General features: G+C 47.0%; 15 protein-coding genes and 2 pseudogenes. All 17 read right to left on the bottom strand.

All coding sequences use genetic code 11. The annotated features are described in order from the left end of the window. Positions 1-13: 13 nt before the first annotated feature. The 17 genes and pseudogenes from ccpN to rpsU all read right to left on the bottom strand — a co-directional run bounded on the left by ccpN (position 14) and on the right by rpsU (position 12,911). Positions 14-643 (bottom strand): transcriptional regulator CcpN, encoded by a 630-nt coding sequence (gene ccpN, locus P404_RS0113420; protein WP_014969814.1) that lies wholly within the window; start codon positions 641-643, stop codon positions 14-16. 19 nt (positions 644-662) lie between these two features. Beyond that, a complete protein-coding gene (gene glyS / locus P404_RS0113415) occupies positions 663-2,723 on the bottom strand; it encodes a glycine--tRNA ligase subunit beta (protein WP_034774540.1) in 2,061 nt (686 codons plus the stop codon). Then, positions 2,716-3,606, bottom strand: a complete 891-nt coding sequence (gene glyQ / locus P404_RS0113410; protein ID WP_026831026.1) for a glycine--tRNA ligase subunit alpha — start codon at positions 3,604-3,606, stop codon at positions 2,716-2,718. The genes glyS and glyQ overlap by 8 nt, the downstream gene beginning before the upstream one ends. A gap of 285 nt (positions 3,607-3,891) precedes the next feature. Beyond that, positions 3,892-4,641: a DNA repair protein RecO gene (recO, locus tag P404_RS0113405; RefSeq protein WP_014969811.1), complete on the bottom strand. Its 750-nt coding sequence runs from the start codon at positions 4,639-4,641 to the stop codon at positions 3,892-3,894. A 3-nt stretch (positions 4,642-4,644) separates the two neighbouring features. Then, positions 4,645-5,553, bottom strand: coding sequence for a GTPase Era (gene era, locus P404_RS0113400; RefSeq protein ID WP_014969810.1), 909 nt, complete (start codon positions 5,551-5,553; stop codon positions 4,645-4,647). Next, positions 5,546-5,944, bottom strand: coding sequence for a cytidine deaminase (locus P404_RS0113395; RefSeq protein ID WP_014969809.1), 399 nt, complete (start codon positions 5,942-5,944; stop codon positions 5,546-5,548). Before P404_RS0113395 ends, era begins: the two co-directional genes overlap by 8 nt. A 49-nt stretch (positions 5,945-5,993) precedes the next feature. Further along, on the bottom strand, positions 5,994-6,344 hold the full coding sequence (locus P404_RS0113390; RefSeq protein ID WP_014969808.1) for a diacylglycerol kinase family protein: 351 nt from the start codon (positions 6,342-6,344) through the stop codon (positions 5,994-5,996). Next, the gene (ybeY, locus tag P404_RS0113385; protein WP_014969807.1) at positions 6,341-6,817 is read right to left on the bottom strand and encodes an rRNA maturation RNase YbeY; all 477 of its coding nucleotides are present in this window, start codon (positions 6,815-6,817) and stop codon (positions 6,341-6,343) included. The genes P404_RS0113390 and ybeY overlap by 4 nt, the downstream gene beginning before the upstream one ends. Continuing rightward, complete coding sequence (locus P404_RS19135; RefSeq protein ID WP_414085601.1) at positions 6,814-7,539, bottom strand: HDIG domain-containing metalloprotein; 726 nt, start codon at positions 7,537-7,539, stop codon at positions 6,814-6,816. The genes ybeY and P404_RS19135 overlap by 4 nt, the downstream gene beginning before the upstream one ends. Continuing rightward, positions 7,534-8,106, bottom strand: a pseudogene (locus P404_RS19130) (HD family phosphohydrolase); the annotation flags it as partial. The gene P404_RS19135 and the pseudogene P404_RS19130, both read right to left, overlap by 6 nt. 90 nt (positions 8,107-8,196) lie before the next feature. Further along, positions 8,197-8,805, bottom strand: a pseudogene (locus P404_RS19125) (HD family phosphohydrolase); the annotation flags it as partial. A gap of 107 nt (positions 8,806-8,912) precedes the next feature. Beyond that, a complete protein-coding gene (locus P404_RS0113375) occupies positions 8,913-9,875 on the bottom strand; it encodes a PhoH family protein (RefSeq protein WP_014969805.1) in 963 nt (320 codons plus the stop codon). 224 nt (positions 9,876-10,099) lie between these two features. Continuing rightward, positions 10,100-10,570 carry a hypothetical protein gene (locus P404_RS0113370; RefSeq protein WP_014969804.1) on the bottom strand — a complete coding sequence of 157 codons (471 nt, stop codon included), beginning with the start codon at positions 10,568-10,570 and terminating at the stop codon, positions 10,100-10,102. Between the two features lie 13 nt (positions 10,571-10,583). After that, positions 10,584-11,567 (bottom strand): flotillin-like protein FloA, encoded by a 984-nt coding sequence (floA, locus tag P404_RS0113365; RefSeq protein ID WP_014969803.1) that lies wholly within the window; start codon positions 11,565-11,567, stop codon positions 10,584-10,586. Next, complete coding sequence (locus P404_RS0113360) at positions 11,564-12,085, bottom strand: NfeD family protein (RefSeq protein ID WP_026831023.1); 522 nt, start codon at positions 12,083-12,085, stop codon at positions 11,564-11,566. Before P404_RS0113360 ends, floA begins: the two co-directional genes overlap by 4 nt. 184 nt (positions 12,086-12,269) lie before the next feature. Further along, complete coding sequence (locus P404_RS0113355) at positions 12,270-12,716, bottom strand: GatB/YqeY domain-containing protein (protein ID WP_014969801.1); 447 nt, start codon at positions 12,714-12,716, stop codon at positions 12,270-12,272. A 21-nt stretch (positions 12,717-12,737) separates the two neighbouring features. Continuing rightward, complete coding sequence (gene rpsU, locus P404_RS0113350) at positions 12,738-12,911, bottom strand: 30S ribosomal protein S21 (RefSeq protein ID WP_012369719.1); 174 nt, start codon at positions 12,909-12,911, stop codon at positions 12,738-12,740. Positions 12,912-12,932: the final 21 nt, after the last annotated feature.

Genomic DNA, 12,932 nt, shown 5'->3' with positions numbered 1-12,932 from the left:
TGCGAACCTCCTCTTAAAGTTCTTCATCTCGTGCTAATGCGACTAATACTTTTGTCATATTCGTTTTCGTCATGCGTCCGACAACTTTTAAGATCCCGTCCACTTGTTCGACGACCGGCATCGAATCAATCTGTTTTTCGATCAATTTCATTCCGGCACCGATCAACGTCTCTGATTTTTCACAAACGGTCAAGTTCGGCATCCGGGTCATGATGATGTTGACCGGTAACGAGTCAAGCTCCTGATTCCCGATCGCAGCACGTAAAAAGTCCTTTCGGGACAAGACGCCTACTAGGGCATGATCTTTTCCGACGACGAACAACGAGCCGACGTCTTCGAGAAACAAGTGAACAATCGCATCATACACCGTCATCCCTTCATGAATGACTTTCGCAGAAGACATGAATTCGCCTACCGTCAACGTATCCAGTTTTTCGTGTAACATCGACGCATTTTTTTTACCGACATACATATAGCCGACGCGCGGACGTGCCTCTAGCATCCCTGTCATCGTCAAAATCGATAAATCCGGACGTAAGGTCGCCCGGGTCAAGGAGAGTTCAGACGCAATCTGCTCTCCTGTGATCGGACCATTTTCTTTGACGATTTGGAGTATTTTTTTCTGCCGTTCATTTAACTTCATCGGCTCATCCGTCCTTTATTCACACTAAAGTGAGTGCATTGAATCGTGCGACTTTTTCGATTGCCGTCGCAAATCGTTTCATCTCGCTAAGGCGATTTGTCCGAACCGCTTCATCATCTGCCATGATCATCGTCCCGTCAAAATAGGCAGTGATCGTCGGCACGCTAGCTTCGAGTACTTGAATCGCCCGTTCATAGTCAGAGACTTCGACGGCTGCTTCAATTTCTGGAATCAGCTGTTCGATCTGTTCATGCAACGCACGTTCCGCTTCATTTTCAAAAAGTGTCGGATCGACAGTGACCACGGTCTCCGCTTTTTTCGAAATGTTCAAGACACGGCTGAGCTGTTCGACCGTTTTCTTAAACGTCGGACGTTGCGTCGCCTGTTCGAGCATCGCTGCTCGTTTTTCATTTGCTTCGACCGTCAACTGGGGTTCAAGTGCCGCTTCAATCACATCATGACGATGACCTTTTTCCGACAGACGGAATTTCAGGCGCTGATTGAAGAAGTCTTCCATCGCTGCTTTTACTTGTTCTGCATCGGCTTGATAAAGCCCTGCTTTTAGTTGTGCCGCGACAACGAATTCAATCAGTTCCGACAACGTCATGTCAATCTGACGGTCTGAAAGAATCTGAACGATCCCCTGCGCTTGGCGTCGTAACGCATAAGGGTCAGCAGAACCACTTGGAATCATACCAACACCAAAGAAACCGGCGACGCTATCCATCTTATCCAAAACAGCTAATACTGTTCCCGTTGCCGTGCTTGGACTTTCATCCCCAGCAAACCGTGGTAAGTAATGTTCACGAATCGATGCTGCAACTTCTGCATCTTCGCCTTTCATGTTGGCATAACGTTCGCCCATCATCCCTTGGAGTTCTGTAAACTCGTAGACCATTTGACTGACGAGATCAAACTTATAGATTGTTCCGGCGCGTTCCACTTTAGCCTGTTCTGCTCCGAAACGATCGGCAAGTTGTAAGGCCATCTCACGAACACGGCGGACTTTTTCGCCTGTCGTTCCGAGTTTTTCATGGAAGACGATTTTATCCAACCGTGCTGCCTGCGCATCGATATCCGCTTTTTTATCTTCTTCATAGAAGAACTGGGCATCCGCAAGACGTGCCCGGATGACCTTTTCGTTACCACGTGCGACGTTCTCCAGATGATTTGCATTTCCGTTACGGACCGTGACGAAATAGTGTAATAATGTTCCGTCTTTCTTCACTGGGAAATACCGTTGATGTTCTTTCATCGTCGTGATGAGCACTTCTTCCGGTAGTTCGAGATAGGCTTCATCAAACGCACCAAACAGAGCAGTCGGATATTCGACCAAATTCGTCACTTCTTCGAGAAGGGTTGGGTCGATTGGCACGTCAAAACCTTCCTGTTCGCTCAATGTTTGAATTTGTTTTTCAATCATCTGACGACGCTTGTCATAACTGACGATGACATGTTCTGCTGCGAGCGCCTCGACATACGCGTTTGGACGTAAGATCGTGATGTCTTGACCAAGGAAACGATGTCCGCGTGACGTCCGTCCCGTCTCGACAGTGGCCACTTCAAACGGTATGACTTGCTCGTCAAGCAAGGCAATCATCCAACGAATCGGACGCATGTAACGTAAGGACTGGGTACTCCAACGCATGTTTTTCGGGAAGGACATCGCTTCGACGATCTGTTTTAATCCCGGCATCAATGTCGCTGTTTCCTGCCCTACTTCTTTGCGTGTCGCAAAGATGTATTCGACACCTTTTTCTTCTTTGAGGAACAGGTCTTCCGTCGTCAATCCTTTTCCACGTGCAAACCCTTGTGCCGCTTTGGTCCAGTTACCTTCTTCGTCCTGAGCAATCCGCTTAGCAGGACCTTTCAACGTTTCTTCTAAGTCCGTTTGACGCTCCGACATACCCGTGACGAGGACCGCAAGACGGCGTGGTGTCGAAAACGATTCAATCGTCTCGAACGTAATCCGCGCTTCTTTCAAGAACGTCTTAATCCGGTCCTTTAATTGTGTTTCCGACTGCAGGACAAAACGAGCCGGCATTTCTTCAAGACCGATTTCAAGTAATAATTCATGCATGCGATTCACCTGCTTTCGATTTAATCAATGGGAATCCCAACCGTTCCCGTTCTTCGATGAAGCTTTGTGCACAACGGCGTGACATGTTTCTTACACGATGAATGAACCCTGTCCGTTCCGTGACGGAAATCGCACCTTTGGCATCCAATAGATTAAAGGCATGTGAACACTTCAAGATATAGTCATAGGCTGGGAACACCAGATTTTCATCAAGCGCTCGGTTTGCTTCTTTTTCGTATTGATCAAACAATGTAAACAACAAGTCGACATCCGATGTCTCAAACGTATATTTTGAATGCTCGAATTCCGGCTGATAGAAGATATCGCCATATTTGAATCCGTCCGTCCACACTAAATCAAACACACTTTCGACGTCCTGGATATAGGACGCGAGACGTTCGATTCCGTACGTGATTTCAACAGCAATCGGACTGCATTCGATCCCACCGACTTGTTGGAAATAGGTGAACTGCGTGATTTCCATTCCGTTTAACCAAACTTCCCATCCGAGACCCGCTGCACCAAACGTCGGATTCTCCCAGTTATCCTCAACAAAACGAATATCGTGTTCAAGCGGATTGATCCCAAGCAGTTCAAGACTTTGTAAGTACAATTCCTGAATGTTATCCGGTGACGGTTTCATGATGACTTGGAACTGATGGTGTTGATACAAACGATTCGGATTTTCTCCGTAACGTCCATCCGCCGGTCGTCGTGATGGTTCTGTGTAACAGACGTTCCATGGTTCTGGTCCGAGACTCCGTAAAAATGTCATCGGATTCATCGTCCCGGCACCTTTTTCCACATCATATGCCTGCATCGTCAAGCAGCCTTGTTCAGCCCAAAACTTTTGCAGTGTTAAGATCATTTCCTGTACTGTCATCTTCAAGACTTCCACCTCCAAATTTATGCGGGAACGCAAAAACGTCCCTATGTACAACAAGGTTGTACATAGGGACGAGACAAGCCCGCGGTTCCACCCTACTTGCATGACAAGCATGCCACTCTTTGATCAGGAACACTCAAAAATGCCGTTCACACCTAATTCATTTTCGGCTCACACTATCCCGAAATCGCTTGACTGAACGTCAGGTGTTACTCCTTTTTCTCATCGTGTTCGTTTAGTTAGTTCTTCCGCACTTATTCTACCGAACGATCGACCAGTCTGTCAATCGTCTCCGAGATTGAGTAATTGATCCAGAACCCGTTTCGAACGAAGACGAAGACCACTGTACCGTTCCATATAAGCATCCATGATTTGCCGTAACAAACGTTTTGTTTCCGGCTTCACTTCAACCTTACCGATCCGGGAAAAATCATAGACGGAAAATACATAGAGCATCTTAGCGACCGATTCCGTCAAATAGACAGCATGCTCATCTTCGTGCCGATGCCGCCTGCACAATAAGCCACCGTGGTTCAGTGAAAACGCGAATGGCGCTTCGGCACTGCCGCAAATCGTACAGCCGTTTAGATGTGGCGCAATTCCTAGATGCCGAAGTAATCGAAGTTCGATGATAAACGAGACGACGTCCGGATCAAGTCCTTCGTTCATCGCCTCTAGACCATCAACGAACAAGTCATACAGTGCCGGTTGCGGTACCCGTTCATCCAGTGCCTTATCCGCCAGTTCCAGGACATACATCGCATAGGCCATCAAAAAAACATCTTGGCGGATGTTCGAATATCCGGTAATGACATCGGCTGACTTCAATTGACCGAGACCACGTGAACGTGGATACACGTAAACCGCCCGAATGAACGGTTGACTCGCAGCGTTAAAACGGCTGCCTGGTTTTTTCGCACCACGGGCCATGACGGCGAGCTTGCCATATTCACGTGTTAACAGCGTAATGATTTTGTTTGATTCACCATACACGACCGTGCGTAATACAAGCCCTTCCGCCTTATCAATCATCGCTTAATACTCGTCGTCCCGGAAACCGAGTTCACGCAATTGTCCGGCTTTGTTCCGCCAGTCTTTTTGCACCTTCACCCAAAGGTTGAGGTAAACTTTTGTCCCGAGTAACATCTCGATATCCGTCCGGGCTTCTGACCCGATTTCTTTTAACAAGGCACCACGTTTACCGATGATGATTCCTTTTTGTGAATCACGCTCAATCAAAATCGTCGCATGGATGTCGACCATGTTGCCGTCTTCCCGTGTCTTGATCTGATCAATCGCCACAGCAATCGAGTGCGGGACTTCGTCACGCGTCTTTTGCAAGACTTTCTCACGAATCATCTCCGAGATGATAAACCGTTCCGGGTGATCGGTAATTTGATCTGCCGGGTAATACATTGGTCCTTCTGGAAGGATTTTCGCGATCTCTTGTAAAAGAGGTTCGACGTTGTTACCTTGGAGCGCCGAAATTGGGACGACTGCCGCAAAATCCAATTCGTTTTGATACGATTCGATGATTGGCGGGATGTCGTTTGGATGAATCAAGTCAACTTTATTCATGACGAGGATGATTGGTGTATCGAGATCTTTTAGCTTCTCGATAATGAACTCATCCCCTTTTCCTTTAGGTTCCGTCACATTAATCATGAAGAGAATCGCATCGACTTCACGCAACGCATTGGTTGCGACCTTCATCATGAAATCACCGAGTTTGTGTTTTGGTTTATGGATCCCTGGTGTATCAATGAAAATCGTCTGCAAGTCGTCTGTCGTGTAGACACCTTGAATCTTATTCCGTGTCGTCTGTGGTTTATCCGACATGATGGCGATTTTTTGACCAATCACACGGTTCAAGAATGTTGATTTCCCGACGTTCGGACGACCGATGATCGAGACGAATCCTGATTTAAATCCTTCTTTAAACATGAAGATCTCCCTTCGTGAATGCACCTGGTAGGAGGGCACCAACCGTCGTTTCCGTGACATCACCCGTCAGGTTCGTCAAGTAGACAGGCATATCGGCATCACACATCTCAAATAAGACTTGGCGACACTGTCCACATGGTGCAACAGGTCCTTCTGTATCTGCCACGACAGCCATCGCTGCGTATTCACGTGCATCTTGTGCCCATGCAGAGAAGATAGCCGTCCGTTCAGCACAGTTGCAAAGACCGTATGCTGCATTTTCGATGTTACAACCGTGGAATACTTGTCCGTCTTTCGTAAGCAAGGCAGCGCCGACTTGGAATTTTGAATAAGGAACATATGCTTTTTCGCGTGCGAGTTTCGCTTGTTCGAGTAATTGTTCTGTTTTCATGTCATTTTTCCCCTTTTAGCAACTTTGTTGGCCAAAAAAGGCCGGATTCTTATTGTACCAAATATGGAACGAAGATGCATAGTGCAATCGCAATTGATGTAAGCGCCAACACAAGAACGGCACCACTCGCGATGTCTTTCGCCGCTTTGGCTAACGGATGCCACTCTTGTGTCACGAGATCGACGGTTCGCTCGAATGCCGTGTTAAACATCTCCGCACTGAGCACGACCCCCACCGTTAAACACAAGATGGCCCGTTCCGTCGAAGTCAGTGGTAAGTAAAAGGCAACGAGTAAAACAATCAGACCAATCAGGAAGTGGACTTTCATATGCCGTTCTTCCTTGACAGCTTGGCGTATCCCGTTCATCGCATGAACAAACGGTAACCACCACGTCTTCACAATTTTCCTCGATACAACTCGAAGTGATGCAGGATTTCCTCCTGACGCTTTGTCATGATGTCTTCATCTGCTTTTTCAATGTGATCATACCCGAGCAGATGCAAAAAACCATGCACGGCTAAAAATCCAAGTTCCCGTTCAAAATGATTACCGTATTCCGCGGCCTGCTCCCGGCATCGTTCGACCGAGATGATTAAATCCCCGAGGACAACCGGTTCGTCTTCAAGCAGTTGAAAATCGATTTCATCCTCTCCGAGTTCATCCATCGCAAACGAGATGACGTCTGTCGCTTGGTCTTTCCCACGCCACTCCCGGTTAATCTGCTGAATTTCATCATTTGTCACAAATGTGACCGACAATTCACTGTTTTGTTCCACCTCTTCTTCCGTTGCCGTATAGACTAAAATCGACTCGACCAACTTCATCTGATCTTCCGTCAACAATGTACCTTCATCTGTTGTATAAATGTTCATGTCAGTTCCTCTTTCTTTAATTCAGGATATTCAATTCGTTCATGGAAAAGTCCAGATAATGTGTGGCACGCACTCTCACCGACGCGATAAATATCACGTGTCGTCATGTCACATTCTGAAAATTGATCATCGAGTAACTTTTCACGAATGATTTTTTTGACCAATTCTTGAATTCCTGTTTCAGTCGGTGCTTTCATGGAACGAACCGCCGCTTCGATCGAATCGACAATCATGATGACAGCCGCTTCTCTCGATTGTGGCTTTGGACCAGTATACCGGAAATCGGCTTCGTCGACCTCCCCTTGTTCCGTCGCCTTGACGTAAAAATAACGTAATAACGAGGTCCCGTGATGTTCCCGGCAAATATCGACGATGACACTCGGTAATTTTGCTTCTTCCAACAGTTCAACTCCATCGTCCGTATGCGCCAGGATGACGCGTGCCGACTCTTCCGGCTTCAGACGATCGTGCGGATTAAGACCATGTTGATTTTCAATGAAGTAGAGTGGACGACGGGTTTTGCCTAAATCATGATAGTAAGCTCCAACACGCGCCAATAATCCATCGGCCCCAATCGCTTCGCAAGCTGTCTCAGCCAGGTTCGCGACCATCATACTGTGATGGTAGGTTCCGGGTGCCTCGACCAATAATTTTTTCAGTAACGGATGCGTCGGATTTAGTAGTTCAAGAAGACGGGTGGGCGCCAAGATACCAAACGTCATCTCAAGGAACGGCAATAATCCGATGGCTAAGATTGCGCTTAAGACGCCACTTGCAATCGCAAACCCTATCAAAATCGATGTTTCTTTTAGTTCCAGTTGCCCACTACGCATTAAGACAAACGCGAGGAACACAGCGATATTGGCCGCAGAAATCGTCAAACTGCTGATGAAAATCCGTCGGCGCGACAAGCTGGACCGCAGAAAATACGTCGCAACCAATCCCCCGACCAATAAATAAATCGCAATGTTAAAGCTGAAGTTCTGATTCACACTATAGAAAAAGGTCCCCGCTAGCGCCATGAACAGTGTACTCGATAAGGCAATTCGTTCGTTCAGCAAATTACGTAGGACAAGTGCTGAAAAAGCTGTTGGTGTCAGTAGATAGAGAGCTGGATTGATGTCATCCGCTAAAAACGCCATCCCGTATGTGACGATGAGTTGGAGAATGACGACTAGATAGACGAGACTAAATAGTTTCACCTTACCCATCTTCGCATAACGGAGATTCGAACGACCGATGAATCCGAATAATAATATAGTCATCAGTGCGCTTAAAATCAATGTCCCAAGCAGCGGCTTAAAGGATTGACGATCAGAAATCAATCCAACGAGTTGCAGTTGCCGGTACGCATCCTGAGAAATGACTTCTCCACGTTTGACGATGACTTCACCTTCAGAGATCAGTACGGGTTCGACTTTTTCGTTCGTCTGCTTACGTAGTTGTTCTGTTTTTTCCGGATCATAGACGTAGTTCGTCACGATCAATTGATCGGTCAACGTTTTTCCAACTGCCTTCATCGAAAATGACAACGGCGACCGTTCAATGTCAAGTCGTGCATTTTCACGGGCTTCTGAGACTTCACCACCGTCAGAAGAAATCCGTTGCCGCATCGCTTCTTCAATCGCCGTAATGACGACGTCACGGACCGTGCTTCGGACCGAGTTCGATGACGTTGCAAGCAAACGTAACTCATCATCCTGTAGCAAGTCAGCAGCTTCCGTCCCTCGGAGACGCTGTTTGATTCGTCCGATATCTTCTGCCTGCTTGATACCTTTAAGACCCGCAAACAGCTGTTCGATTTTATCAATCTGCTGTGTTGCGTATTCTTGTTTAATCGTATATTGACTGTCGATTGCTGCGACGGTATTTTCTTTGAGTAACCGTGTTGCTTCACGGTCTTCAATCGTCAGCGGTGACCGGATATCTTCTTCCGCAATCGAAAATGGTTCTGCCGATAACGCTTCCGGTCGGACACTGACATACATCATCGTTGAGATGATGATATAAAACCCAAGCGTCAACAGACCAATCCATATACCTACTTTCCGCATTCGTTCGTCTCCTTTCCACCCTAAGACTCACCTATTGCGTGTTAGCCGAGTTCTTGACTATACGCATCAATGATTTTTCGAACAAGTGGATGTCGGACGACATCAGCCGAGCTGAAGTGTTCAAAGTGAATGCCCCGGACATTTCCGAGTAAGTTTAAGGCTTCTTGTAAACCGGATGCCTTCCCGCGCGGTAAATCGACTTGTGTCAAATCGCCTGTGACGATCATCTTCGAATGGAATCCGAGACGTGTCAGAAACATCTTCATTTGTTCTCGTGTCGTATTTTGTGCTTCGTCTAAAATAACAAAGGCGTGCTCGAGGGTCCGTCCCCGCATATAGGCGAGCGGCGCGATTTCAATCACACCACGTTCCAGCAAACGGGCGGTATGCTCGACTCCGAGAACATCATGTAACGCATCATAGAGCGGACGCAAATACGGATCGACCTTTTCTTTTAAGTCACCTGGTAAAAACCCTAAATTCTCACCTGCTTCTACCGCTGGTCGTGTTAGCACCAGTCGTTTGACGTACCCTTCCTTCAAGGCACGTGCCGCCATGACGACGGCAAGATACGTTTTCCCGGTCCCGGCTGGTCCGATCCCAAACGTCAGGTCACATTTTTCGATCCCCCGGACATAACGGGCCTGCCCAAGTGTTTTGGCACGCAGCGGTTTTCCTTTATGATTCGTATGAATGACCGTATCGTACAATTCCAGTAATTCATCCACACGATCTTGTCGAGCGAGTTGAATCGCACTGGTTGCATCACGTTCCGTCAAGACAGCACCTCGATCAACAAGCTGTTTTAAGACACTGACCACCTGTTTAGCTAAAATAACAGACCGTTCTTCTTCTGACTGCGCCAGTAATTCATCTCCCCGGGGTGTCAGTTGCACATCCAGTTCCGCTTCCATCGTTTTTAGTACGGCATCGTTCGGTCCTACGAATGCTTGAATCTGTTCTGAATTCGAAAATGCAAATGGGATTCTTTCATTAAATATCACGTTATGATTGGCCTCCTAATGATGGATAACAGTATGTCATCTCTATAAGTCTATTCTAGTCCACTTTAGCATTTCCAAAGAATAGATGGAAAGAAAAACCCATCCCCAACACGTTGTTTCCTAGTTTTACCGCATCTTGATTCCCAGCGGTTCATCGTGACCACTAACAGACGGCTCCTTGAAGCAAAAAAGTGACCCTCGTAAAAAAACGAGGATCACTTTTTTCAACGAGGCGGCGTTTTCGAGGAACGTTTCGAAACCGGCGGTCCAAGGACTTCGCTCCAAATGATGGCTTGGCGAATTTCTTCCTGTGTCGTATGCATACCCTTTTGCCGATTACGTCGTGTACCAATCTCATCGCTTGCAATACTCCCCGTGATTTTACCGATGTTCGATTTCGACTGTTGTTTTTGTGCTTTCAGACGATCTCGTTCATCCAATCGTTGTTGCAATTCAGTCCGTTGATGTTTGACCGGTTGTGTTTGTTTTTGTTGTTTCCGCTTGATCGCAGGAGGCAGATCACGTTCCTCCGGTAACCGCGTTTCGACCTGATCGACCATTTTTTTGACATAGTCGCCAAATTCCTTCGAGGGAACTCGTGTTGAAGAACTCGTTTTTTTCTGATCAGCTGCCTTGGAGATGACAGAGATGACACCAAAGGCGATCATCAATCCGACCCAAATTAAACTTTCCATCCTAGATCACCCTTTATTGTGAGTCATTCGGCGAAGATTGACCACCAATCGCTTGACGCATTTTCGTATCAGCTGTCACGTTCAAGTAGTTGGCATAATCCATCACGCTGAAGTTGCCGTCACGTAATGCTTCTGCAATCGCAAGTGGGACTTCTGCTTCTGCCGCCACGACTTTGGCGCGCATTTCTTCGACACGTGATTTCATTTCTTGTTCGCTTGCAATCGCCATGGCACGACGTTCTTCGGCTTTCGCTTGGGCGATGTTTTTGTCGGCTTCCGCCTGATCCGTCTGAAGAACCGCTCCGATGTTTTTACCGATATCGATGTCCGCGATATCAATCGAGAGGATTTCAAACGCTGTTCCTGAATCCAGACCTTTCGCAAGGACGGTCCGAGAAATCATTTCAGGATTTTCGAGCACTTCTTTTTGATCCTGACACGAACCAATCGTCGAGATGACACCTTCACCAACACGCGCGATGACAGTTTCTTCACCCGCACCACCAACTAAACGGTCGATGTTGGCCCGAACCGTGATCCGCGCTTTTGCTTTTACTTCAATCCCGTTCATCGCAACACCCGCAATGAATGGTGTTTCGATGACTTTTGGGTTAACGGACATCTGTACGGCTTCAAGAACGTTCCGCCCAGCTAAATCGATCGCGGCCGCTCGTTCGAAACTTAGTTCGATGTTCGCCCGGTGTGCCGCAATCAAGGCGTTAACGACACGGTCAACGTTACCACCGGCCAGGTAATGACTTTCCAGTTGGTTTGTATTGAGGTCGATGCCGGCCTTGACGGCTTTGATTAATGGATTCACGATTTTTGATGGTGTGACACGACGCAGTCGCATCCCGACTAACGTGAAGATTGAGACACGGACTCCAGCAGCGAGCGAGCTAATCCAGAGTGGAATGGGGACAAGCGTAAAGAAGATTGCGAGGAAAATAAGTATTCCTCCCGATATGAGTAAAATGGTCAATAGTTCAGGTGTCATGTGAGTGACTCCTCCTTCGTTTTTTGGACTCGAACGATGACTCGTCCGTGGGTGACGTCTTGGACGACGACTTGTTCGCCCGAGTTGATGAAACTACCTTCTGTGACGGCGTCGACACGATTCCCGTCGATTTCAATCGTTCCTGCAGGGCGAAGCTGGGTCAAACTAATCCCGACCTTACCGCGCAGTTGTTCTTTGTCTTGATGAGATAGATATCCTTTTTCCGACGATGTCGAATCCGTCAAAATCAAGCCTCTCCATAAGAGCGATTGGTTTGATTTAATCCGACGATACGCCCAAAACCCAGCAGCGAGTGATAAAAAAACTGCCAATCCTATCGCGAGACCAACTTGACCAACCGTTGCTCCGGCCATGATTAAACTCGCGAGGACAGCACCGATGCCAAGCACACCAAAAATACCGAATCCTGTCACGAATATTTCGATCAGCAACATGATGACACCGATCATGAAGACCGCTAAAATCATCCCTAAGCTAAAAGACATTACTTCGTTCACCCCTTTTTCATCGGAATCAGACGACATACGATGTTTCTTCATTCTGAGCATGGTTCGTTGTTACTATTATTATATACGCTTTCATCTCAAAAAAGGTTTCAGAACTCTTTTAAGTTCCGAAAATTCTAATAACTCAAAAAAAAAAAAAAAAAAAGGCGTCCCGCAGGACACCTTTTAAAACCGATTAATGTAATTGTTGTTTAACAAGACGATTAATCAAGGCACCGTCCGCCTTACCTTTAAGTTGCGGCATGACGATCCCCATTACTTTCCCCATATCAGAAGGAGCCGAGGCACCCGTCTTCGCAATCGCTGCATCGATGATTTCCTGGACTTCTTCTTCAGAAAGTTGTTTTGGCATATAAGCTTCGAGCACGATTATCTCTGCTTGAATCTTCTCGACGAGGTCGTGACGATCAGCGCGTTCGAATTCTCGGAGGGAGTCGTTGCGCTGTTTCATCTCACGTGAGAGTATAGTTAGCTCTTCCTCATCAGTTAATTCTTGCTTACCGAGTTTAATCGCTTCATTTTGCAGGGACGACTTCACCATCCGAATCGTCGTGAGACGATCTTTCTCACGCGCGCGCATGGCTTCCTTCATATCCACTGTCAAACGCTCTTGAAGACTCATGAGGATACACCCTCTCTAACGTTAGAACTTCTTACGCTTACGCGCAGCCTCCGATTTAAGCTTACGTTTTACACTTGGCTTTTCGTAGTGTTTACGTTTACGAACTTCAGCAAGCGTACCATCTTTTGAAACACCACGTTTGAAGCGACGAAGTGCGTCTTCAAGTGATTCATTTTTACGTACACGAGTTTCCACTAGTTTTCCCTCCCTCCGATA

The sequence above is a fragment of the Exiguobacterium antarcticum DSM 14480 genome (genome assembly GCF_000685865.1).
Classification (GTDB): domain Bacteria; phylum Bacillota; class Bacilli; order Exiguobacteriales; family Exiguobacteriaceae; genus Exiguobacterium_A; species Exiguobacterium_A antarcticum.
The sequence above is the reverse complement of the archived record's forward strand: the minus strand, read 5'-3'. Positions and strand labels throughout refer to the sequence as shown.

Coding starts and splice junctions, on each gene's coding strand:
- ccpN (WP_014969814.1), bottom strand. CDS start 643: ATGAAGTTAAATGAACGGCAGAAAAAAATACTCCAAATCGTCAAAGAA.
- glyS (WP_034774540.1), bottom strand. CDS start 2,723: ATGCATGAATTATTACTTGAAATCGGTCTTGAAGAAATGCCGGCTCGT.
- glyQ (WP_026831026.1), bottom strand. CDS start 3,606: ATGACAGTACAGGAAATGATCTTAACACTGCAAAAGTTTTGGGCTGAA.
- recO (WP_014969811.1), bottom strand. CDS start 4,641: ATGATTGATAAGGCGGAAGGGCTTGTATTACGCACGGTCGTGTATGGT.
- era (WP_014969810.1), bottom strand. CDS start 5,553: ATGTTTAAAGAAGGATTTAAATCAGGATTCGTCTCGATCATCGGTCGT.
- P404_RS0113395 (WP_014969809.1), bottom strand. CDS start 5,944: ATGAAAACAGAACAATTACTCGAACAAGCGAAACTCGCACGCGAAAAA.
- ybeY (WP_014969807.1), bottom strand. CDS start 6,817: ATGAACATTTATACAACAGATGAAGGTACATTGTTGACGGAAGATCAG.
- P404_RS19135 (WP_414085601.1), bottom strand. CDS start 7,539: ATGACGTTTGGTATCTTGGCGCCCACCCGTCTTCTTGAACTACTAAAT.
- P404_RS0113370 (WP_014969804.1), bottom strand. CDS start 10,570: ATGGAAAGTTTAATTTGGGTCGGATTGATGATCGCCTTTGGTGTCATC.
- floA (WP_014969803.1), bottom strand. CDS start 11,567: ATGACACCTGAACTATTGACCATTTTACTCATATCGGGAGGAATACTT.
- P404_RS0113355 (WP_014969801.1), bottom strand. CDS start 12,716: ATGAGTCTTCAAGAGCGTTTGACAGTGGATATGAAGGAAGCCATGCGC.